This window comes from Paraburkholderia sp. BR10923 (assembly GCF_040948765.1).
GTDB classification, from domain to species: domain Bacteria; phylum Pseudomonadota; class Gammaproteobacteria; order Burkholderiales; family Burkholderiaceae; genus Paraburkholderia; species Paraburkholderia youngii.
In genome coordinates, this window is record NZ_JBFPKO010000012.1 from 155152 (window position 1) to 176992 (window position 21841).

18 protein-coding genes are annotated in these 21841 nt (G+C 61.8%); 9 read left to right on the forward strand and 9 right to left on the reverse strand.

Features of this window, described 5'->3' with window-relative positions:
• Positions 1-2 precede the first annotated feature (2 nt).
• Positions 3-1328, forward strand: a complete 1326-nt coding sequence (locus AB3X94_RS22890; RefSeq protein ID WP_368612800.1) for a type II toxin-antitoxin system HipA family toxin — start codon at positions 3-5, stop codon at positions 1326-1328.
• A gap of 42 nt (positions 1329-1370) precedes the next feature.
• Here AB3X94_RS22890 and AB3X94_RS22895 read toward each other — a convergent pair whose 3' ends face one another.
• Positions 1371-2048, reverse strand: coding sequence for a FadR/GntR family transcriptional regulator (locus tag AB3X94_RS22895; RefSeq protein ID WP_368612801.1), 678 nt, complete (start codon positions 2046-2048; stop codon positions 1371-1373).
• A gap of 221 nt (positions 2049-2269) precedes the next feature.
• On the opposite strand from AB3X94_RS22895, the gene AB3X94_RS22900 reads away from it, so the two are divergent.
• From AB3X94_RS22900 to AB3X94_RS22915, 4 genes are all read left to right on the forward strand, one after another.
• Positions 2270-4054 carry a gamma-glutamyltransferase family protein gene (locus tag AB3X94_RS22900; protein WP_368612802.1) on the forward strand — a complete coding sequence of 595 codons (1785 nt, stop codon included), beginning with the start codon at positions 2270-2272 and terminating at the stop codon, positions 4052-4054.
• A gap of 68 nt (positions 4055-4122) precedes the next feature.
• Complete coding sequence (locus tag AB3X94_RS22905) at positions 4123-5550, forward strand: MFS transporter (RefSeq protein WP_368612803.1); 1428 nt, start codon at positions 4123-4125, stop codon at positions 5548-5550.
• Between the two features lie 39 nt (positions 5551-5589).
• Positions 5590-6153: a GAF domain-containing protein gene (locus AB3X94_RS22910; protein ID WP_368612804.1), complete on the forward strand. Its 564-nt coding sequence runs from the start codon at positions 5590-5592 to the stop codon at positions 6151-6153.
• Positions 6150-7406, forward strand: coding sequence for an MFS transporter (locus AB3X94_RS22915; protein ID WP_176111565.1), 1257 nt, complete (start codon positions 6150-6152; stop codon positions 7404-7406). Before AB3X94_RS22910 ends, AB3X94_RS22915 begins: the two co-directional genes overlap by 4 nt.
• 100 nt (positions 7407-7506) lie before the next feature.
• Here AB3X94_RS22915 and AB3X94_RS22920 read toward each other — a convergent pair whose 3' ends face one another.
• The 7 genes from AB3X94_RS22920 to AB3X94_RS22950 form a co-directional block, all read right to left on the reverse strand.
• Complete coding sequence (locus AB3X94_RS22920) at positions 7507-7842, reverse strand: RcnB family protein (protein WP_176111564.1); 336 nt, start codon at positions 7840-7842, stop codon at positions 7507-7509.
• A gap of 324 nt (positions 7843-8166) precedes the next feature.
• Complete coding sequence (gene arcA, locus AB3X94_RS22925) at positions 8167-9426, reverse strand: arginine deiminase (protein WP_176111563.1); 1260 nt, start codon at positions 9424-9426, stop codon at positions 8167-8169.
• Between the two features lie 50 nt (positions 9427-9476).
• The gene (locus tag AB3X94_RS22930) at positions 9477-10898 is read right to left on the reverse strand and encodes a basic amino acid/polyamine antiporter (RefSeq protein WP_368612805.1); all 1422 of its coding nucleotides are present in this window, start codon (positions 10896-10898) and stop codon (positions 9477-9479) included.
• Positions 10899-11274: 376 nt separating this feature from the next.
• Entirely contained in the window at positions 11275-12618 is a 1344-nt protein-coding gene (locus tag AB3X94_RS22935) for an ATP-binding protein (protein WP_368612806.1), read from the reverse strand.
• Positions 12615-13355 (reverse strand): response regulator, encoded by a 741-nt coding sequence (locus AB3X94_RS22940; RefSeq protein ID WP_176111560.1) that lies wholly within the window; start codon positions 13353-13355, stop codon positions 12615-12617. Before AB3X94_RS22940 ends, AB3X94_RS22935 begins: the two co-directional genes overlap by 4 nt.
• 7 nt (positions 13356-13362) lie before the next feature.
• Complete coding sequence (locus AB3X94_RS22945) at positions 13363-13485, reverse strand: hypothetical protein (protein ID WP_255208695.1); 123 nt, start codon at positions 13483-13485, stop codon at positions 13363-13365.
• Positions 13482-13853, reverse strand: coding sequence for a GFA family protein (locus AB3X94_RS22950; protein ID WP_176111559.1), 372 nt, complete (start codon positions 13851-13853; stop codon positions 13482-13484). The genes AB3X94_RS22945 and AB3X94_RS22950 overlap by 4 nt, the downstream gene beginning before the upstream one ends.
• A 563-nt stretch (positions 13854-14416) precedes the next feature.
• On the opposite strand from AB3X94_RS22950, the gene AB3X94_RS22955 reads away from it, so the two are divergent.
• Complete coding sequence (locus tag AB3X94_RS22955; RefSeq protein WP_176111558.1) at positions 14417-15460, forward strand: patatin-like phospholipase family protein; 1044 nt, start codon at positions 14417-14419, stop codon at positions 15458-15460.
• Positions 15461-15462: 2 nt separating this feature from the next.
• Complete coding sequence (locus AB3X94_RS22960) at positions 15463-16959, forward strand: GntP family permease (protein WP_176111557.1); 1497 nt, start codon at positions 15463-15465, stop codon at positions 16957-16959.
• A 125-nt stretch (positions 16960-17084) separates the two neighbouring features.
• Here AB3X94_RS22960 and AB3X94_RS22965 read toward each other — a convergent pair whose 3' ends face one another.
• A complete protein-coding gene (locus AB3X94_RS22965; RefSeq protein WP_176111996.1) occupies positions 17085-18488 on the reverse strand; it encodes a replication initiation protein in 1404 nt (467 codons plus the stop codon).
• A gap of 1049 nt (positions 18489-19537) precedes the next feature.
• Here AB3X94_RS22965 and AB3X94_RS22970 point away from each other — a divergent pair.
• Both AB3X94_RS22970 and AB3X94_RS22975 read left to right on the forward strand, forming a co-directional pair.
• On the forward strand, positions 19538-20749 hold the full coding sequence (locus tag AB3X94_RS22970) for a ParA family protein (protein WP_176111556.1): 1212 nt from the start codon (positions 19538-19540) through the stop codon (positions 20747-20749).
• Complete coding sequence (locus AB3X94_RS22975; RefSeq protein WP_176111555.1) at positions 20746-21720, forward strand: ParB/RepB/Spo0J family partition protein; 975 nt, start codon at positions 20746-20748, stop codon at positions 21718-21720. The genes AB3X94_RS22970 and AB3X94_RS22975 overlap by 4 nt, the downstream gene beginning before the upstream one ends.
• The last annotated feature ends 121 nt before the right edge of the window (positions 21721-21841 follow it).

Genomic DNA, 21841 nt, shown 5'->3' on the forward strand with positions numbered 1-21841 from the left:
GCATGGCGCGCAGCACACCGAACCGTCTGAACCTATGGATGAACGGCCTGCGGGTCGGCGCCTGGGAAACGGCACGCAGCGCCGAACGTCTGACCTATGCCGACGAATGGATTGACGATCCGCAAGGACGCCCGCTATCGCTGTCGCTGCCGTTCACACCAGGCAATCAGCCGTATCGCGGCCAGATCGTCGCCGACTATTTCGACAATCTGCTGCCCGACAGTGAACCGATCCGGCGCCGCATCGCCGCGCGCTACCGGACCGGCAGCACCGCGCCGTTTGCGTTGCTCACCACGCTCGGACGCGACTGCGTCGGCGCTCTGCAACTGCTGCCGCCGGACGAAGAGCCGAGCGACCTGACGAGCATCCACGGCCGCGAACTCAGCGACAGCGACATCGCGGCGCTGCTGCGCGGCACGACGACGGCGGCGCCGCTCGGGCAGCACGATCCGCTCGAAGACCTGCGTCTGTCGATCGCCGGTGCGCAGGAAAAAACCGCGCTGCTCCGTCATCACAACCGCTGGTTGCTGCCCGAAGGCAGCACGCCGACCACGCACATCTTCAAGCTGCCGCTCGGGCTCGTCGGCAACATGCGCGCCGATATGCGCACGTCGGTGGAAAACGAATGGCTGTGCTCGCGGATCGTCGCGGCCTACGGCCTCCCGGTCGCGCGTTGCGAAATCGCGCGATTCGACGAACAGAAGGTATTGATCGTCGAGCGCTTCGATCGCCGTTTGTCGAGCGACGCCACGTGGATCGTGCGTTTGCCGCAGGAGGACATGTGCCAGGCCACTGGTACGTCGGCGCTGCACAAGTACGAGTCCGACGGCGGACCGGGCATCGAGGCGATCATGGAGATACTCGCGGGCTCCGCCCGCGCGACGACGGACCGCCGCAACTTCTTCGCGACGCAGTTGGTTTTCTGGCTGCTCGCCGCGACCGATGGCCACGCGAAGAACTTCAGCATCGCGCATCTGCCCCGCAATCGCTACGAAGCCACGCCGCTCTACGACGTGCTGTCCGCGCATCCGATCATCGGCAGCGGTGCGGGACGTCTCGCGGCGCAAAAAGTGAAACTGGCGATGGCGGTTCGCGGCAAGAACGTCCACTACCTGCTCAATCAGATCCAGCGCCGGCATTGGGTCGCAGAAGGACAGCGCGTGGGCTTTTCCGCCACCGATGTCGATGCGCTGATCGATCAGTTGAGCGCGCAAACGGAGACGGTGATCGATACCGTCTCGTCGCGACTGCCCCCCGATTTTCCGCTGGACGTGGCCGATGCGGTCTTCGACGGCATGCGCCGGTTGAACCGGAAGCTTGCGCAGTAAAGCTCCGCCATCGCTTAACCAGTGCGCGGCGCCACGGCAACCTCACGCACGCCGCGCCGCCGCTGCATCGGTCTTCGCCGATGCACGCCATTGCACACTCAGCAGATGCTCGCGCATGCATTGCGCGGCCGCGTCCGCATCGCGCGCTTTCAGCGCATTGACGATCACCTGATGCTGTTGTGCGAAAAACTGCCGCGTCTCCTGCGCGGACGTTTTCTCGCGAACCTCCGGCTTCACCCGCATGCCGTTGATCACCTCCATCAAAGCGATCAACGCGGGATTGCGCGTGGCATGTCCGATCAGCAAATGAAAGCGATGATCCCATTGCTGCCACTCTTCGTCGTTTTTCGCGGCGGCATTTTTGCGTGCGCATTTCTCCAGTTCCTGCAGATCGTCGCCACTCGCTTTCGTAGCGGCCAGCGCGGCCAGCGCCGGCTCGAACAACAGCCGCATTTCCGCGATATCCGCGGGACTTGTACCGGCGCGCAAGCCGCGCAGCGTCGGCGCAAACTTCAGCGGCCGCGCGCCCAGATAGGTGCCGCGGCCGACACCGCGCCAAACGCGCCCCGACGCCTCGAGTGAAGCGAGCGCCGCGCGCAACTCGCGGCGGCTCACGTCCAGTTCTTCGGCGAGCTTTCGTTCGGGCGGCAGCGCGTCACCGTCCTTCAACTGATGTTCGGCGATGTAGTCGAGCAGTACACCCAGTACCGGTTTTTCCATGTCATTCCCTGAACCAATTTGTATTGGTCTCAACGATACCAGAATCGCAGCGACTTGACACGGCAGCACCCGGCGATTTTTGATTCGCTATACTGGCTCGCAACTCGCGGGTTAACACCGGGTGCAACCCAGCTTCGTTAGACTTACGCTTTCATTTTCTCCAGTCGAACCATTAAACATTGGTTTGATCGTTCGGAGCCGTCGTCACCAAGGAGCCGCGCATGTCGTTTACAACCCGTCCAGAACTGATCGGCACCTTCGGCATGGTGGCCTCGACGCACTGGCTCGCGAGCGCATCGGCGATGGCGGTCCTCGAAAAAGGCGGCAATGCGTTCGACGCCGCCGCTGCCGCCGGCTTCGTCCTGCAGATCGTCGAGCCGCATCTGAACGGTCCGGGTGGCGAACTGCCGGTGGTGTTCTACAGTGCGCGCGAAGAACGCGTGCGCGTGCTGTGCGGACAGGGCGTGACGCCCGCGCGTATGACCATCGAGCGGATGCGCAAGATGGGGCTCGACGTGGTGCCGGGCACGGGCCTGCTGCCCGCGGTCGTGCCGGGCGCGTTCGGCGCGTGGATGGCGCTGCTGCGCGACTATGGCCAGTTGCCGCTCGAAGACGTGCTGAGCTATGCGATCGGCTACGCGGAAAGCGGCTATCCGGTGCTGCCGCGCATGGCATCGTCGATTCTCGCGATTCAGGAGTTCTTTCGCACCGAATGGACGACCTCCGCCGAGCAATGGCTGCGCAACGGCGAGGCGCCGATGCCGAACCAGTTGTTCGCGAATCCCGCGATCGCCGAAACCTACAAGCGCATCCTGCGCGAGGCGAACACACGCAGCGACCGCGCCGAGCAGTGCGAACGCGCGCGCGATGCCTTCTATCGCGGCTTCGTCGCCGACGCGATCGACCAGTACTTCCGTTCGAGCGCCGTGCTCGACACCTCGGGCCTGCGCAACAGCGGCCTGCTCGATGCGGGCGATCTCGCGCGCTGGGAGCCGACCTACGAAGACCCGGTGTCGTACGATTACGCCGGCATGCGCGTGCACAAAACCGGCCCGTGGGGCCAGGGCCCGATGTTCCTGCAGCAGCTCGCGCTGCTGAAGGGCTTCGATCTCAGCGCGATGGACCCCCTCGGACCCGATTTCGTGCACACGGTGATCGAGTGCTCGAAGCTCGCATTCGCCGACCGCGAAGTGTTCTACGGCGACCCGGCGTTTTCCCATGTGCCGATGGACGTGCTGCTCAGCGACGCATACAACGACGAGCGGCGTCGCCTCATCGATCCGCGCCGCGCGTCGTTCGAATTCCGCCCCGGGCTGCTCGGCGACAGCGAGCAACGCGCCGCGCGCATCGTCGCGAACGCCGGGCGCGAGCAGGCCGGCGGCTTCGGTCAGGGTGAGCCGACCTTCGCTCCACTGCCCGAATTGCGCGGCGACACCGTGCATCTCGACGTGGTCGACCGCTGGGGCAACATGGTTTCGGCTACGCCGTCGGGCGGCTGGCTGCAGGCATCGCCGGCGGTGCCGGGTCTCGGCTTCAACGTGACTACTCGCGCGCAGATGTTCTGGATGGAAGAAGGCCTGCCTTCATCACTCGGCCCGGGCCGCCGCCCGCGCACCACGCTATCGCCGACCCTCGTCACGCGCGACGGCAAGCCGTACGCAGCCTTCGGCACGCCGGGTGGCGACCAGCAGGATCAGTGGTCGCTGCAACTGTTCCTCAAGCACGTGCATGGCGGGATGAACTTCCAGGCAGCCGCCGACGCGCCGTCGTTCCAGACCGCGCACTTCCCCGGCTCGTTCTATCCGCGCGCGATGCAGCTCGGCAAGATGTCCGCCGAGGCGCGCTTTCCGGACAGCACGCTCGCCGAACTGCGCGCGCGCGGCCACGATCTCACCGTCGCGGAGCCGTGGGCGCTCGGCCGGGTCTGCGCGGTCGCGATCCGCAACGGTTTGATGCGAGGCGCGGCCACGCCGCGTCAGATGCAGGCTTACGCGATCGGCCGATAAGCGGCCCGAAGCAGCCATCAGCACAGAACGCGCGACCTCGTCGCGCGATTTCCTCGGGAGAAATTGCCGTGTCCGCCGTCGCTGCCCGTCTTGAAAGACTTCCGATATCGAGCTTTCACCGCAGACTGCTGCTGATCGGCGGGCTCGGGTACATGTTCGACGGACTCGATTCGTCGTCGCTCGCGTTCCTGCTGCCGGTCGTCAGCAAGCTGTGGCAATTGACGAGCGCGCAGACCGGGCTGGTCGCGAGCAGCACCTATATCGGCTATTTTTTCGGCGCGTTCCTGTCGGGTGTGCTCGCCGACGTGATCGGCCGACGCCGCATCATGATGAGCGCGCTCGCGATCTATTGCGTCGCGTCGCTCGCGAGCGCAACCGCGCAAGACTGGCACACGTTCTTCGCATTGCGCGTCGTCGCGGGCTTCGGTTCGGGCGCGGAGACCGTCGTGATCGCGCCGTTTCTCGCCGAGTTCGTGCCTCGCCGCTATCGCGGTATTTTCTGCGGCGCGCTGGTAGGTTTCATGTCGTTCGGCTACCTGACCTCGTCGCTTCTCGGCTTCGCGGTGGTGCGCAACTTCGCCGACGGCTGGCGCTATCTGGCGGTGATCACGTCGCTGCCCGTCGTGATGCTGCTGTGGTGGCGCCGCACGCTGCCCGAATCGCCGCGCTGGCTCGAAAGCCAGGGCCGCGCGGCCGAGGCGAACGGCATCGTCGGCCGCATCGAGGCGGCGTTCGTCGAGCGCGGCATTGCGCTTGCTCCCGTGAGCGCGGCCAACGCGCTTCACGCGGTGCCCACGCCGGCCTCGACGCCCAAGCGCGGCAACGCGTGGCGCAACGTGCTCGCGCTGTGGTCGCCGCGACTCGCGCGCACGACCACGGTCAGTTGGCTGATGTGGTTCTCGGTTGCGTTCGCGTACTACTCGTTCTTCTCGTGGATCCCGAGCCTGCTGGTCAAGGAAGGACTGACGATGACGAAGAGCTTCGGCTATTCGATCGCGATCTATGGCGCGCAGATTCCCGGCTACTTCTCGGCCGCGTGGCTCAACGAGAAAATCGGGCGCAAGGCGGTGGTCGCTTCCTACATGCTGCTCGGCGGGATCGCTGCGATCACGCTAGCGTTTTCTCACACCGGCATACAGATCATGACCGCGGGCATCGCGCTGTCGTTCTTCATGAACGGCGCATTCGCCGGCGTCTACGCTTATACGCCGGAAGTGTTTCCGACCGCGGTGCGCACCACGGGCACGGGTTCGTCGTCATCGTTCGGCCGCATCGGCTCGGTCAGCGCGCCGATTCTCGTCGGCCTCGTTTATCCGCTGTTCGGCTTTCTCGGTGTGTTCGCGATGACCACGACGGTGCTGGTGATCGGCGCATGCGTGGTGTTCTTCCTCGGCATCGAAACGCGCAACCGCTCGCTCGAAGATATCGAAGCGAGCGAGCTCGAACCGACTCACGACGCGCGAGGCCAGTTGAACTCCACCCGCATGCACAGCTGAATCGCACTGCGACTCTTCACATTTCCCGATCCAAACGCGATGCAAACGATGCAAGGCAACCTGACCGAATCCGCACCGCACGATACGCAGATGCTGGATATCGCGGACCTCGAACGCCTCGCGCTGGCGATGCGCGTGAAAGGCCAACCACTTGAGCTGTTCCGCGCGGTTCACGCGGTGGCGGCAAAGGCGATAGGCCTGAGCCTGATTACGATCATGTCCTACGATGCGCAGCGACACGAGGTCGAACGGGTCTACACGAACATGCCGGACGTCTATCCACTGGGCGGCCGCAAAAGGAAGCAAGGCACCCCCTGGGCGCGGCAGATACTCCAGGAGCTGAAGCCGTTTCGCGCCGCCACGTCGAAAGGCATTCGCGAGGCCTTCGACGATCACGCAGTGATGACAGGGATGGGTCTCGGCTCGATCCTGAACGTCCCGATCGCCTATGACGGCGTGTGCATCGGTACGATGAACCTGACGCACGAGGAAGGCTGGTACACCAGCCGCCATGAAAGCATGGGCCTGCTGATCGGCGCCTTCCTTGCCCCCGCTCTCATCAAACAGAGTACGCAATCCCCCGCTTGCGTCGCGCGTTCATGAAAACACCATCCGATCTGCAACACTATCAAGCCGTGCCCCATCCGGCCGTCTCGCAAGGCCGCTGGGTGTTGGTCTTCGTGCTCGGCTACCTCGCGCTGATCGCCGATGGCGCCGACGTCATGATGTACGGCCTGACCCTGTCGCGCATCAAGGACGACTTCGGGCTGACCAACGTCGAAGCGGGCGCGCTCGGTAGTCTGACCTTGCTCGGCATGGCGATCGGCGGTATCGCCGGCGGGTGGGCGAGCGATCGTCTGGGCCGCGTGCGCGTCGTCGCGTGGGCGCTCGCGCTGTTCTCACTCGGCGCGGGGATGCTCGGGTTCACGCACAGCTTCATCGAATTCGCGGCGGTGCGCTTCATCAGTTCGCTCGGCATTGGCTGCATGGTGCTGGTCACCACGCTGGTGGCCGAATACGTGCCGACCGAGCGGCGCTCGCTGGTGCTCGGCATGCTGCAAACCGGCATTTCGGCCGGCTATATCGTCGTGATCGCGCTCAGCAGCTGGATCCTGCCGCAGTACGGCTGGCGCACGCTGTACTACGTGTCGGCCGTGCCGGTGCTGCTCGCGTTCGCGATCAAGTTCGCGGTTCCCGAACCGGCCGCATGGCTCGCGAGCCGGGCCGCCGACCGCGCGAACGAGACGCGACTCGTCGACAATCGCTACGCGCAGATTTTCCGCGACCGCCAGGCACGCACGATGTTCATCCTGTGGACCTTCGCGTCGATCTTCGTGCTGTCCGGCTTTTACGGTCTGAACAACTGGCTGCCGACGTACCTCGAGAAAGAACTGCACATCAAGTTCGGTTCGCTGACCGGCTATATGATCGGCACGTACGTGGTCGCCTTCATCGGTAAGATCTTCGCGGGCTGGCTCGGTGATCGCTGGAGCCGGCGCGGCGTGTACGTGCTCGGCTGCATCGGTGCGGCGCTCTTTCTGCCGGTGATCATTTTCTGGCACACGCGCGACAACATTTCCACGCTGATGCTGTTCTTCGGCTTTCTGTACGGCGTGCCGCTCGGCACGATCGGCACGTTCATGTCCGAGAGTTTCGCGACGTCGGTGCGGGGCACCGCGGTGGGCGGCTCGTATAACCTCGGGCGCTTCTGTTCGGGGGCGGCGCCGATCGTCATTGGTTTTATCGCGACGCAGTTCTCGATCGGACTCGGCTTTCTCGTGGTCGGCGCGGTGTTCTTTTTGAGCGGCGCGACTGCATTGTTCGTTCCTGACCGGCTATACGATACGCAACAGTGAATCCATAGCGACCATGACGAGATGATGTCGTGTCAAAGAAATGCCCGGGACCCGGCGCTAAATCCTGGTCGCCGGATTACCTGGGCACCAGGATGAAGCACTACTCGTTTCCGGCGACGATGTTGGAGATGGTCCAGTTGTTCGTCGTTACGAGCACATAATCGCCATTGACGCCTAGCCATTTATGCCCGCGCGGCGGCGCATTGAGGCCGTGTCCGCGCCAGTCGTCCATTATGAAATTGTAATGACGGTATTCGGTCGGCACACGTTGGCCTTTGTGCCAGTCACGATGCGGAATCGACGGCATCACCTGCTGACGGCCAGTACCGGCCATCTGGCCGCCCTCGTCCTGCGGCTGCGGTCCAGCCGCAATCGCGAACGCCGACACCCCGGCAAACGACAAGGCGACGAGTTGCGCAACAAAGCGATTATTCATGTTCGAACCTCCGTGCGGTGGAAGAAAGCTCCGGGCATTCACGTGATTGACGTGAAAAGTAATCGTCCAGCTACTCGCAGATTCATTAACTCGAACTTCATTGCAGCGATCGCTGGTCTATCGAACGTGATCCTCGCAAATCGCGAGATGCCAAATTCGATATTTCAGGCCTGCCTCTAAGTCGTTAAAAAGTATAGTAAAAGGAAGTTCGACTTCAAGCCGGACCGCCTGGCGGCGGCGCACGCGCGCGCGGCGCTGTCGCTCGCCACTTCAGCGAGCGGGGCGGCATTCGCCACTCACCGTCAAATCGATCCGCGTGGCTGATCAATAGTCGACCGCATCGCGAATGATCGGGCAGGTCATGCAGTGACCGCCGCCACGTCCACGGCCCAGCTCCGCACCGACGATCGTAATCACCTCGATGCCCTGCTTGCGCAAAAGCGTGTTCGTGTACGTGTTGCGGTCGTATGCATAGACGACGCCCGGCGCCGCGCACACGAGGTTCGCACCACTATCCCACTGCGTGCGCTCGCGCTGATAGTCGCTGCCGCCCGCCTCGACTACGCGCAGATGCTTGAGCCCGAGCGCCTCGGCGACGACATCGGTGAACGGCTTGTTTTCGGCGTGCAATTCGACGCCGCTCGGATGACTGCTCGGCCGATACGAATAGGTGCGCGTCTTCGCCATGAAGTCCGGGGCCACCAGCACGCAATCGCGATCGGCGAACGTGAACACGGTATCGAGGTGCATCGCCGCGCGAATCTTCGGCATCGCCGCGACGATCACGCGCTCGGCCGCGCCCTTCTTGAATAGCGTTGCCGCCAGTTGACTGATGGCCTGACGCGAAGTGCGCTCGCTCATGCCGATCAGCACGACGCCCTTGCCGATCGGCATCACGTCGCCGCCTTCCAGCGTGGCGAGACCGTGATCCTGGGTCGGATCGCCCCACCACACGTTGACCTTGCCCGCGAAGTCGGGGTGGAACTTGTAGATCGCCGTGGTCAGGATCGTCTCTTCGTGACGGGCCGGCCAGTACAGCGCATTCAGCGTGACGCCGCCATAGATCCAGCAGGTCGTGTCGCGCGTGTACAGCGTGTTCGGCAACGGCGGCAGCAGATATTCGGTACCGCCCGCCGCTTCCTTCGCAACCTCCAGCGCCTTGCCGCCGTGCGCTTCCGGGAAGTCGTGCGTGGATAGCCCGCCAATCAGCGTTTCGGCCAGCTTGCGATTGTCGAGCCCTTCCAGATAGCTTCTCAATTCATCGATAAAGCCGAGGCCGACCTGATTCGGCACCACCTGGTTGTCCAGAATCCATTTCTTGCCTTCGTGCACCGCGACCGTTTCGGAGAGCAGATTGTGCATCTCCACCACTTCGACGCCACGGTCGCGCATCTTCGTGACGAAGTCGAAGTGGTCGCGCTTCGCGTTCTCGACCCACAGTACGTCGTCGAACAGCAGTTCATCGCAATTGCTCGGGGTAAGACGTTGATGCGCGAGCCCCGGTGCGCAGACCATCACTTTGCGCAACTGCCCGACTTCCGAGTAGACGCCCAATTCACCCGCTTTCGCGTCCGTGTTCGCCATGATGACCTCCTGAATATCAGTGGTGACCCGCTCTGTTCAATCTGATGTCGTTAGATTGTGATCCTTCCGGTTACGAGGGCGTAGATGCCGATGATTGCGCCAATGACGATGACGGTAAAGATGAACCAATCGGAAATGATGAAAACGTTCTTGCTCTGCTCTCGTCGCGCCCAAAAATAAAGTGCTGTGCCGGGCGCGTACAGCACCGCGGCAAGCAGAATGAATTTCAGGCCGCCCGCGAAGATCATGAATGCGGTATAGATCACGGCGATCGCGGCCATGATCAGGTCGCGCCGGCGCTCGTCGGCGCGAAGGTCGTAACCGTCGCCGCGATTCGCGTTCATGCATCCGAACACCGCGACGAGCAGGTACGGAATCAACGACATCGCGCTCGTCAGATTCAACATCAGCGCGAATGCATCGCGCGAGAAGTACGTGCTGATGACGAGCAACTGCACCACGATGTTGGTCAGCCACAATGCATTAGCCGGCGTCTTGTTGACGTTTTCCTTGCCGAAGATCGCAGGCATGTCTTCGGTCCTCGCCGCCGAGAACAACACTTCGGCGCAGATCAACGACCAGGCCAGATAAGCGCCGAGCACCGAAATCAGCAGACCTATGCTGACGAAAACGGCTCCCCAGTGACCGACCACCGCTTCGAGCACCGCAGACATCGACGGCTGCCGCATCGCCGCAATGTCCACGCGCTCGAGCACCGCATAAGGCAGCATCGTCACGAGCACCATCAGCGAGGTGACGACGACGAAGCCGAATATCGTCGATTGCCCGACGTCGGAGCGCTTCTTTGCATAACGGGAATAAACGCTCGCCCCTTCGATGCCGATAAATACGAACACGGTGACCAGCATCGTGGCCCGCACCTGCTCGAAGATATTGCCTTCGAGACCGCCGCCGTAGAGGTTGGCCTGGAACAGGTCCATCCGAAAGCCGAACAACAGGATCAGAATGAACACCAGAATCGGAATGATCTTGGCGACCGTAACAATACTGTTGATGAAGGCCGCCTGCTGCACGCCTTTCAGGATCATGTAATGAAATAGCCAGATGCCGATCGAAGCAACGACGATCGCGACGACCGTATTACCCTCGCCGAACACCGGAAAAAATGCGCCGAGTGTCGACTTGATCAGCACCCAGTAAGAAACATTGCCGATACAACTGCTGATCCAGTAGCCAAATGCGGAAAGAAAGCCCGGATAGTCGCCAAAACCCGCTCTCGCATACGCGAACACGCCGGCGTCCAGTTCTGGCTTTCTTTCCGCCAGCGTCTGAAACACGCGCGCCAGCATATACATGCCCGTGCCCGCAATCAGCCATGCGATCAGGGCGCCCAGCGGACCGGTGGCGTCGGCGAAGGTACGCGGTAGGGAAAATATCCCGGCTCCGACCATGCCGCCAACGACCATCCCGGTGAGCTGCACTTTTGAAAGCTTTTGTGGAGTGGACGCCATTCGGATTCCTTTTTAGTGACCCAACCAGGATCTGTAATCAGATTCGAACGAAACGTGTCTCTCGGCCAATCTTGCTGTTGATCAGCCGCGTTACTCTGCAACCACCACACGAAAAGAATGGTCTGTCCGCTGACGTTTGTCAATTTATCGCCGCTCGCATCGATAAGTCGCATTCAATATCGATGATTTAACAATAATGCGACGTGTCGCATCACCAACGCGGTTTTCTCGAATGATGGGAATCGCTGAAGCGAGCTGAAAATGTGGTCGCTCAGAACTACTGATAAGCAGTTGAGCGACAGCTCGGAATGACGCGCGAACGTCATCAATGGTCCAAACCCGATGACGATTTCGCAGTGGCGGGTTTTGGGTCCAACTATGACTCGCGCAACTTCCTCAACGTCAGCCGCGCTTCGAGGCCGCCGCCAACGCGGTTGTGCAGCGTGAGCGTCGCGTCCATCGAAAGCGCGAGTTGCCGCGCGATCGCGAGCCCCAGCCCCGTGCCGCCTGTTTGACGATTGCGCGAATCTTCGAGTCGCACGAACGGCTCGAACACCGTCTCCAGCGACTCGGCCGGAATGCCGGGACCGCGATCGAGCACCGACACGGTCGCCTCGCCATCGTGCAACGCGCCGATCTCGATCTGCGCGGCGCCGGCGTACCTCAGCGCGTTATCGACCAGATTGCCGACGATGCGCTTCAACGCCTGTGGACGCAATCTCAGCGACTGGCCGAACTGGCCCTGCAGCGACACTTGCTGACCGGCGTCCACGTAATCGCAGACGAGGCTATCGAACAGTGCATCGGGATCGATGCGGCGCGGCACTTCGGTCGTGCCGTGCATCGTGCGCGCATACGTGACCCCTTCCTTTACCAGCGCCTCCATTTCCTGCAGGTCCTGGCGCAGCTTCGCGGCTTCGCTGTCGTCGTCCATCGTGTCGACGCGCAGACGCATGCGCGTGATCGGCGTCTGCAGATCGTGCGAAATCGCCGCGAGAATCTGCATGCGCTCGGTCATGTACGTGGCGATCCGATCCTGCATCGCGTTGAACGCGCGCGCGGCGCGCGCCACTTCGGACGGACCGGCTTCGGGCAGACGGTCGGCCTTCAGGTCGGGGCCGAGCGTGTCGGCCGCGACTGCGAGCTGATTGAGCGGGCGCGTCGCGAGCCGCACCGCCAGCCAGCAGCAGGCGCCGAGCACGAGCAATTGCAGCGTCAGCACGAGCGGCAGCCAGCGCGACAACGGTGCGCCGGGCATCGGTCGCAGGTCGATGGTGAGCGGCGTGCCGTCGCTCAGTTTCAGGTGCACCTGCAGACGCTCGCGATCGCCTGGCACCGCGTTGACGGTCAACGGATATCGCGTGCCGATGCCGTCGCCGATCGATTGCGCGACGCGCGCCGACAGGCTTGCGTCGACCGGTGCGCCGGCCACGCCCTCGCCGAGCACGAACTCGTAGCTGCGCCGCGCAAGCCGCGGCAGCCATTGGGCGCGTTCGTCGGGCGGCAGATGGTCGAGCAGCGCGACCGAGCTCGCCACCTCGCGCTCGATGTAGCCCATCATGATGTTGGTCATCGTCTGGTCGCGCTCGGTCATCGTGAGCCAGAACGACAAAGCCTGCGCGAGCGCGAGCCCGATGAACAGAATCACCGCGAGCCGCGCGAACAGCGTGCGCGGCCAATGCGGCCAGCGCAGCAACGACGGTGACACAGATACGCTCATTGCGGATCTCCGATCGCGGTGACCGCTGCCGAAAACACGTAGCCCTCGCTGCGCAGCGTCTTGATGTAGCGCGGCTCGCGCGCGCCGTCGCGCAGGCGCTGACGCAGGCGGCTCACCATCAGATCGATCGAGCGGTCGAACGGATCGGCCTGGCGTCCCTGGGTCAGGTTCAGCAGCTGGTCGCGCGTGAGCACGCGCTGCGGGTGATCGAGAAACACGCGCAACAGACGGTACTCCGCGCCGCTCAACGCCACTTCGGTGCCGTCCGCGTCGAGCAGATGGCGCGCGGTCGTGTCGAGCCGCCAGTCGCCGAAGCACAGCATCGGCGCCGACTCCGTCACCTCCATGCCGGGCGGCAGCATGCGCGCGCGGCGCAGCACCGAGCGGATTCGCGCGAGCAGCTCGCGTGCGGCGAACGGTTTGGTCAGGTAATCGTCGGCGCCCATTTCGAGTCCGACGATCCGGTCCGCTTCCTCGCTGCGCGCCGTCAGCATCAGAATCGGCACCGCGCGGAACTTGCCCGCGCGCAGCTCGCGGCACAGCACGAGGCCGTCTTCGCCGGGCAGCATCAGGTCGAGCACGATCAGGTCGGGCGCGCCGTTCTCGAGCGCGGCGCGCATCTGGCGGCCATTGGCCGCGAGCGTGACGCGCACGCCGTTTTTCTCGAGGTATCCCGCGAGCAGTTCGCGGATCCCGCGATCGTCGTCGACGATCAGTACGTGGTCGGAGGTTTCCATCGACGGATTATCTGCCGCGGCGTTTGAGTTGCACGCCGCTCGATTGGATCAGTGAACACTGCAACGGATGCGCGAGTTCCGCCGCGAAGCCGCCCACGACGAACACGGCGATGGCAAACAGGCGTTTCATGCGTCCTCCAGCACGGAAAGACTCGCGCCGTCGGCCACGCTGGCTTCGAGCACATAAGGATCGACCCCGTCGAGGCAGCCGATGTTGACGCGCCATTGCAGCGGATCCCTGCGCGTCTGATGAAAAGGATAGATGCCGCAATGCTTGCAGAAGTAGTGTTTCGCGACCTTCGTGTTGAACTGGTACAGCGTCAGCGAATCCTCGCCACTCAGAATCTTCAGTTGACTCGCGGGAAAGGGCGGCGTCATCAGCGCGCCCTTGCGGCGGCACAGGCTGCAGTTACAGCGGCCGGCCGGAACGATTTCGGTGCGAACTTCGAACTTGACGGCCCCGCAGTGACAGGACCCTTGCAGCAACCCGGCGCTCATGGTGATCTCCGTGATTTGACGATGCCTGCTTTTATAGCCTGGTTCATCAGTCGAATTATGTCGTAATGTATCCGGCCGCCGAGACGATACATTACATTGCAATAAGCCGTGGCAATTAGCGCAAGGCGAAACAGCGAAGTTAAAGCGCGCGCGAATTAGCATTTAAGCGGCACGCGCAAAACGGATAATGCGGGTTGATTCATTGCCGCCGCATTGTCGCGCTCCCCCTGCAAAGATACTCCGCTTATCCATGATTATGTGAGCGCCTCGGCGTGGTACGCCAGCCGGGCTCCTTACACGCTGCTTTTGACCTCGGCGTGACCAACCGGGTTTCTCTGTCCCGCCTGACTGGCCGGCATTGCCAGGCACAGCCGCGCGGCGCCTCGAATACGCTTGACTTTTAATCACTAGCCACTTCCAATACCTATGGTGCAGTGCGATGCCTCACCTCTGAAACACGCCTCACGTCATTCGGTAATTCAAAGCATTGGCCAGCAGTTCATTCGTCCGCCGCGCATGCGGCGTCAGCTCGAAATGGAGCACTCCTCATCACGGGAGTCGTCTTGGCTGCAAGAAAAAACCAACCCTCTCGCCGCGAACCCGCCCTTATCGATCTCGCATTGCAGGGTGGCGGTTCGCACGGTGCTTTTACATGGGGCGTCCTCGACCGTTTGCTCGAAGAGTCGTGGCTGCAGATCGAAGGGATATCAGGTACGTCGGCTGGCGCGATGAACGCTGCGGTGCTGGTAAGCGGCTACCAGGTGGGCGGCGCGTCCGGCGCGCGCGCCGCGCTCGAAGCGTTCTGGCGGCGAGTATTCGAAGCGTCGGTGTACAGCCCGTTTCGCCGCAGCCCGTTCGACGTATTGATGGGCCGCTGGACGCTCGACTACTCGCCGTTCTTCATCGCGATGGACCTCGCGGCGCGGGTGTTTTCTCCGTACGACCTGAACCCGCGCGGCGTCCATCCGCTGGCGAAGATTCTGCAGGACTCGATCGATTTCGGGCATCTGCGCGACGCGCCGATCAAGCTGTTCATCACAGCGACGCGCGTGCGCACGGGCCAGGCGCGTGTGTTTCGCAATGGCGACCTGACGCCCGACGTGCTGCTCGCCTCCGGCTGCCTGCCCACGCTGTTCCAGGCCGTGCAGATCGACGGTGAATACTATTGGGACGGCGGCTACGCCGGGAATCCGACCATCACGCCGCTGGTACGCGAATGCACGTCGAGCGATACGCTGCTGATTCAGGTCAATCCCGTCGTGCGGGATGAAACACCACGCACCGCGCGCGACATCATCAGCCGCCTGAACGAAGTCGCCTTCAACGCGCCGCTGCTGAAAGAGCTGCGCATGATCGCGCTGCTGCGGCGCGCCGCGGACGCCGGCAGCGACGAAGGCCGCCATTGGGCGGCGATGCGGATCCATCGGATCTCGAGCGAGCTGATGACCGAACTCGGCTACTCGTCGAAACTGAACGCCGAGTGGAGCTTTCTGACGATGCTGCGCGACGAAGGCCGACGCGCCGCGGACGCGTTCCTCATCGAGCACGCCGATTCGATCGGCGTGCGCTCCTCGCTGGATCTCGACGCGTTGCTCGACGGAGTCTGACCATGGAAGTCATCACCGTGTCCCCGCTCGCGATCGGTCTCGGACTCTTTGGCATGCTCGCGAGTCTCGCGCTGCTGATCGCCTTCGCATACCGCGGCTGGACCGTGCTGCTGCTCGCGCCGTTCGCCGCGATGCTGGCCGCCGCGATTTCGGGCGAACCGATTCTGGCGCACTGGACCCAGACCTTCATGCTCAGCGCCGCGCGCTTTCTCGCGCAGTTCTTTCCGTTGTTCCTGCTCGGCGCGCTGTTCGGCAAGCTGATGGAAGACAGCGGCTCCGTGAAGGCGATCGCCAGTTACATGACGGAGAAGCTTGGCGCGCATCGGGCGATTCTCGCCGTCGTGATCGGTGGCGCGCTCGTCACCTATGGCGGTGTCAGCCTCTTTGTCGCGTTCTTCGTGCTCGCGCCGATGGCCACCGCCCTATTCCAGGCCGCCAATATCCCGCGCCGTCTGATGCCGGCCGCGATCGCGCTCGGCACGCAGACGTTCACGATGTCCGCGCTGCCGGGCACACCGGCGATCCAGAACGCGATCCCGATGCCGTTCTTTGGTACGACGCCGTTTGCGGCGCCCGGGCTCGGCATCGTCGCGAGTATCGTGATGGTGGCGTTCGGGCTGTGGTGGTTGTCCTTGCAGCAATCGCGCGCGAAGGCGGCCAACGAAGGATTCGACGGACTCAACGCGGCGGTGAAATCCACCGGGGCGCCGGCCAGCGACAACCTCGTGCGCGAACGCGCGAGCGTCTCGCAGAGTTTCGATCCGGAGGAAGCGAAACGCGGGCACGTCAGTGAGGATCTCCCGTCGTTCGGCGTCGCGCTCGCGCCGCTCGTGCTCGTCGTGCTGACGAACTTCGTGATGAACGTGATCGTGCTGCCGCGCATCGACGCGGACTATCTGGCCGAAGTCCGTTGGGGTGAGACGTCGCTTTCGGCGGTCGCCGGAGTGTGGGGCGTGTGCGTGGCGCTCGTCGTCGCGATCGTCGTGCTCGTGCTGCTCAATCGGCGCCGCCTGCCGGCGCTGCGCGAGACGATGGACGCGGGCGCGAATGCATCGGTGCTGCCTGTGCTCAACGTCGGCAGTCTGGTCGGCTATGGCGCGGTGATTGCCGCGTTGCCCGCGTTCGCGCTCGTGCGCGAATGGGTGCTCGGCGTCGGCGGTGGTCCGCTCGTATCGCTCGCGGTCGCCACGAACCTGCTCGCGGGATTGACTGGTTCGGCTTCAGGCGGTCTCACGATCGCGCTCGACGCGCTCGGCGGCACCTATCTTCAACTGGCCGCGCAACACGGCATCGACCCAGCACTGCTGCATCGGGTCGCCGTGATGTCCTCCGGGACACTCGACAGCCTGCCGCACAACGGCGCGGTCGTGACGCTGCTTGCGGTATGCGGCTCGAACCATCGTGAGAGCTATCGCGACATCGTGATGGTCGCGATTCTCGGCGCGTTGCTCGCGCTGGTTGTGGTGATCGTGCTGGGCTCGCTGGTCGGCACGTTCTGAGGGTTTTCTGCTTTCTAAAGTATCGAGGGGTCTTGCGCTGACGTTGCTGTTCGTCAGTGCAAGACCCCTTTCCTGTTGCTGCTCGGCCGAGTCTGGATTGCTTGCCTGCTGACTAGCCGCTCACTTCACGCTGCCGCGCGCGCCGCATTCATCCGGCCGAACACGAACTGCCCCAGATACCAGACCAGCTCCGTATTCGCGAGGATCGCATCTTCGGTGACCGTCGACGGTTCGAGCTTCATCCGACGCAGCATCAGCTTGCCTTCGCGCGATGTCGTCCACGCATGCATCAGTTCCTTGCGCGTCTTCGCATCGGCGGCGTTGAAATGATCGCGGCCCTTGCGCGAATCCTCGTTCATGCGCGCACGCACTTCTTCTTCACGCGTCGCGATGCTGTTCGCCAGGGTCTTTCTCGTTTCGGTCTTGGCTGCCTGTTCCTGCGCCTCATCCGCGAGCAGTTTGGCTTGCACGTCGACCATCGTGCGCTCGGCGTCGGAGATCTTCCAGTTGTCGCGTAGCGCGCGCATCAGATAGCCCGCGGGACTCTTCTTGACCTGGCCGCGCTTGATTCTGAAACGCGTGTATTCGACGGCCTGCTGAATGCGTTCGTCGGTCCACAGTTCGCGGTTCTCCGAAATCTCGCTGAACTGCTTGGTCGACAGCCCGAACTCGTCGGTGAGAATCTTGTACAGATGGCTCGCGTCGGCGAGGCTCGCGAGTACCGCGTCGGCTGTGTCCTTACGCTTGAGCAGGAAGCGGATGCGGTCGATTTTCTTCGACGTGGTGGATTCAGTTCGCGTCTCGTAGGACATCTCGACGTCCGACACTTCGTTGATCTCGCGCACCGCCGGTTCGAGCCAATCGCGCTTGAAGTATTTGAAGATGGCGGCGTTCGCGCCCATTTTGCCGGGCCAGTTGCGCATTTCCTCGAGCTGGATCCAGTCGGTGCGTCCTGCGGGAACGTTGGGCAAAACCTTGTCGTAGATCGCGCGCGCGAGACTGCGCGTGAACGCGGTGGAAATGCGCAAGCTCAGCCAGTGAGATTTCTGCGGATCGCGGATATGCGGCACGAGCCGTGGATGGACGTCGAAACGCATACGCCCGCGATGAAAGCCGACCATACCGATCAGTTGGACCTGCACCCACAGGTCGTCTTCACTGGGATCGCGGTCCGCGGGCGTATTCGTCACGCGGACTTTCGCGTTCTGAGCTTCGTCGGCGATCGTGCGCAAATGCTTCAGGTTGCGGCTATCGTAGCGCATCAGCCACTTGAAGTAGTTGAGTTCGACGTCGTACTGATCGCGTTGCTCGGGCTCCTGCGCGACGATGAAGTACGCGGCATCGAGAAAACGCCGCGCCGGCAGTCCCATGTTGACGATCTCGGTGAAGAAATCGTTGCGCTGATAACCGATCTCGCGATTGGCCTCGTTGATGCGCAATCCCTGATCGAACATGTCTTCGAACAGCGCGAGCGCCATCTGGCGTGACGTCGCTTTCGACTTGCCCTCTTCCGGATTGTCCGCGGCCATGTTCTTCATCCACTTTTTAGCTCCCGGGACTGTAAGCATGCGGTGGTGAGCTGTCAACACACAGAACCTCACCATCACAACGACGGCGGCGGTGGCCGCTTTTTCGCCCATTCCGCGATTTAGCACACAGGACCTCACCATCTACACAAGGAACCTCACCTTGCGAGAGGGACTTCCGCGCGGCGAAGCCTTATGGGACGGCCCATCCGACCTTCATTTCCTGCAAATGCACAACCCACCTCACCTTCGGAAATCGACGCACGGTCAAACACATGGAACCGCACCGTGGTGGGGAATTGGTCTCACCTTGCTGCACAGCCAACCGCACCTCTCAGCACAGCAAACCTCACCTTCGACACAACGCACCTCACCTTTTCAGACCTAAGTCGTTGAATGAATTGAATATCGTTTTGGTATGTAGGTTTGTGGGTTCGTTCTCGGTTTAAAAAAACCTACCAACTGGGATCACAGAGCAAATTGACGTGGAGATTGCGCAATGCAGCATGGTGAGGTCGATTGTGCGATGCCTGGGAGCTTATGAACGGGTGCGTGGCCAAGGTGAGGTTGGTTGTGCTTTCACGGTGATCCGCAAGGATTAATGACGGGCTGGGGTACGGGCTGGCCGCCTCTCGCCGGCGGAAATCAGCGGGTGCTAGGTGAGGTTGATTGTGCTTTTGCGCTGCAAACGGACGGAGCGCTCGCCGGAAGGTGGCAACAAACCTGATAATGGTGAGGTCCGTTGTGCTGCAATTCGCCGGAGTGGGCTTCGCGGAAATGAGAAAGTGCACAAATGACCTCACCCGGTGCTTAAGTTTTAAGCAAGTTCGCCGAGTCGGCTGGCCCTATTACGAGGGAAGGTGAGGTCATTTGTGCCCTCAAGCACGCGGTGTTTCGGGGCCTGTTTCGTTTCGACGACAGTTCCGCCACCGAAAACGCTGTGAAAACATGGAAATTTCCAGAAAAACTGCATTAAAACAGTAATTTAAAAAGCTATTTTCAAGTATTTCCTGTATTCTGAGGTTTCTGGAATTTTATGGATAAACCTCAGAATGGTCAGAACGAGCCAACTTCCTGCCGTAGACCGAACCGTTCACTTTGAGCAGATCAGTGAGTTCGCAGAAAAAGTCACCATTTTCACTAATGAGCTGCGTGACACGATTCTGGCTCCACGTCCTCGAAAAACGGCTCCCGTTTTCAAGACTGGCGAGATTGCCGAGATGTGCAACATCTCGCACTCGCAGGTTCAGTATCTCGCAACAAAAGGCGACGGAGAACTGCCTTCGGGCACGGCGGCCGGCACGGGCCGTACCCGGACCTTCACGCTGGAAGAAGCGCGGATCTGGGTACAAAAGATTTCCGACATCTACCAGACTCCACTGGTCACTCGTCTGAAGGAACCAGACGGGAAGATCATCATCACCGCGCAGCTCAAAGGTGGTTCCGCCAAGACGACTACGACGATGTGCCTTGCCCAAGGGCTGTCGCTACGGGGGCGGAAAGTGTTGGTGGTCGATCTCGATCCGCAGGCGTCGCTCTCGGAACTGTGCGGACTGTACGCGGAAAAAGACGTGTCGCCTGAAGATACGGTATTGCCATATGTCTACGACCAGGACATCGAGGGCGGCCTCGAGGGGCGGATTCAGTCGACGTACTGGGATGGTATCGACGTGATTCCCGCGCATACGGAACTGATCGGAGCAGAGTTCCATCTACCAGCGATGCAAAAGATGCGGCCAGGTTTTCGTTTCTGGACCGTGCTTCGTCAAGGGCTCGAGCCGCTGCGCAAGAAGTACGACTACATTCTGATGGATACGTCGCCGTCGCTGTCGTACCTCAATCTGAACGCGCTGATGGCCGCGGATGCCATGGTGATGCCGATGGTGCCGGAAAACCTGGACTTCATCAGCTCGCTGTCGTTCTGGCGACTCTTCTCAGACGTGTCCAAAAGCTTCATCAAATTCGAGAAGGAAAAGAAATACGACTTTGTGTCGCTGGTGTTGTCGCGTGTCGATTATGGGCGGAACTCGTCGGCGCCGATCGTACGTGCTTGGGCGCAAAGCGCGTACGAAAACTGGTTGCATTCGATCGAGGTACCGGCGAGCTCGGTGATGAGCACCGGGGCGTTGGCGTTCTCGACCGTCTTCGACATTAGCAGCAATCACAGCGCGGCCAAGTCGCTGCAACGCGTGCGGCAGCCTCTCGTCGATTACTGTCGCTGGATCGACGAGATCTATTCGGAAAAATGGAGGAACGCGCAATGAGCAATATGCGAGAACAGTTGCTGGCCAAGACGTCCGGCATTCGCAAAACTTCGTCGATCAACGAGGACGAGGTGAAGCGCAGCAACCGCACGCAAACGGCGCCCGGCCTTGCCGGCGCGCTGGCCGTTGCGCAGCTTCGCGTGCAGGAATTGGAATCGACCGGCGTCGCATCGCAACTGCCGGTTGCGGGGATCTTGCCGAACCCGTGGCAGCCGCGCCGCGTGTTCAACGAAGCAAAGTTGGCCGAGCTTGCGGAGTCGATCCGGGAAGTTGGGCTGATGCAGCCGATCGTGGTCCGTCGTGTCGCCGACGACTATCAGATCGTCGCTGGTGAACGGCGTTGGCGTGCGCACAAGATGCTGGGGCAGGACACAATCAAGGCAGTCGTCGCAGATTGCTCCGACTCGGATATGGCCGTGCTGGCGATGGTCGAAAACATCAGCCGCGACGACCTTACTGACTATGAAATCGGCGTTGCGATCCGTCGATCGGAAACGGAGTTTCCGAATCGCAAGCGACTGGCGGAAGCGATGGGCTTGTCTCGGGCGGGTCTGTACCAGTTCTTATCGTTCGATAATCTGCCGGACTTCATCAAGAAAGATCTCGATATTCAACCGCGACTATTGGGCGGGACTGCTGCGCAAGCAATCGGGACGGCCATCAAAAAGCACGGCGAGGAAGGGGTTAGAGCGGCTCGTGAAATTTGGCCGCTGTTGGTGAGAGGCGAAATGGATCAAGGCAAGGTCGCGGCGGCAATCACTGCCTTGGCGACCCGGCAGACGACGTCGGCTGGTACCAGCGGTCGCAGCATCGAGAAGTTTTTCGCGGGGCGAGAGCACGCTGGAAGCATCACGAAGGATGTCAGCAATTTCACGATCAAGATCAAGACCGGGGTGATCACCGAGGCGCAAGAGGTTCAGATACGACAGTTGATCGGACAGATGTTTCAGTCGCAGCCGAAAACGAGTTGATTTGATTTCTGGTTCGTAGTGTAGAAAGGCCCGCCAAGTGCGGGCTTTTTTTCGGCCAGCCAAAATGGTCCGAGCTTAAGAGAGTGTCTAGAGTCTAGACACTCTCTAAGCTGCCACGCAT

Bases quoted from the DNA above. Each gene is read 5' to 3' on its own strand.
- AB3X94_RS22890 (WP_368612800.1), top strand. From the start codon at position 3: ATGGCGCGCAGCACACCGAACCGTCTGAACCTATGGATGAACGGCCTG.
- AB3X94_RS22895 (WP_368612801.1), bottom strand. From the start codon at position 2,048: ATGGAAAAACCGGTACTGGGTGTACTGCTCGACTACATCGCCGAACAT.
- AB3X94_RS22900 (WP_368612802.1), top strand. From the start codon at position 2,270: ATGTCGTTTACAACCCGTCCAGAACTGATCGGCACCTTCGGCATGGTG.
- AB3X94_RS22910 (WP_368612804.1), top strand. From the start codon at position 5,590: ATGCAAACGATGCAAGGCAACCTGACCGAATCCGCACCGCACGATACG.
- AB3X94_RS22915 (WP_176111565.1), top strand. From the start codon at position 6,150: ATGAAAACACCATCCGATCTGCAACACTATCAAGCCGTGCCCCATCCG.
- AB3X94_RS22920 (WP_176111564.1), bottom strand. From the start codon at position 7,842: ATGAATAATCGCTTTGTTGCGCAACTCGTCGCCTTGTCGTTTGCCGGG.
- arcA (WP_176111563.1), bottom strand. From the start codon at position 9,426: ATGGCGAACACGGACGCGAAAGCGGGTGAATTGGGCGTCTACTCGGAA.
- AB3X94_RS22930 (WP_368612805.1), bottom strand. From the start codon at position 10,898: ATGGCGTCCACTCCACAAAAGCTTTCAAAAGTGCAGCTCACCGGGATG.
- AB3X94_RS22935 (WP_368612806.1), bottom strand. From the start codon at position 12,618: ATGAGCGTATCTGTGTCACCGTCGTTGCTGCGCTGGCCGCATTGGCCG.
- AB3X94_RS22940 (WP_176111560.1), bottom strand. From the start codon at position 13,355: ATGGAAACCTCCGACCACGTACTGATCGTCGACGACGATCGCGGGATC.
- AB3X94_RS22945 (WP_255208695.1), bottom strand. From the start codon at position 13,485: ATGAAACGCCTGTTTGCCATCGCCGTGTTCGTCGTGGGCGGCTTCGCG.
- AB3X94_RS22950 (WP_176111559.1), bottom strand. From the start codon at position 13,853: ATGAGCGCCGGGTTGCTGCAAGGGTCCTGTCACTGCGGGGCCGTCAAG.
- AB3X94_RS22960 (WP_176111557.1), top strand. From the start codon at position 15,463: ATGGAAGTCATCACCGTGTCCCCGCTCGCGATCGGTCTCGGACTCTTT.
- AB3X94_RS22965 (WP_176111996.1), bottom strand. From the start codon at position 18,488: ATGGCCGCGGACAATCCGGAAGAGGGCAAGTCGAAAGCGACGTCACGC.
- AB3X94_RS22970 (WP_176111556.1), top strand. From the start codon at position 19,538: ATGGTCAGAACGAGCCAACTTCCTGCCGTAGACCGAACCGTTCACTTT.
- AB3X94_RS22975 (WP_176111555.1), top strand. From the start codon at position 20,746: ATGAGCAATATGCGAGAACAGTTGCTGGCCAAGACGTCCGGCATTCGC.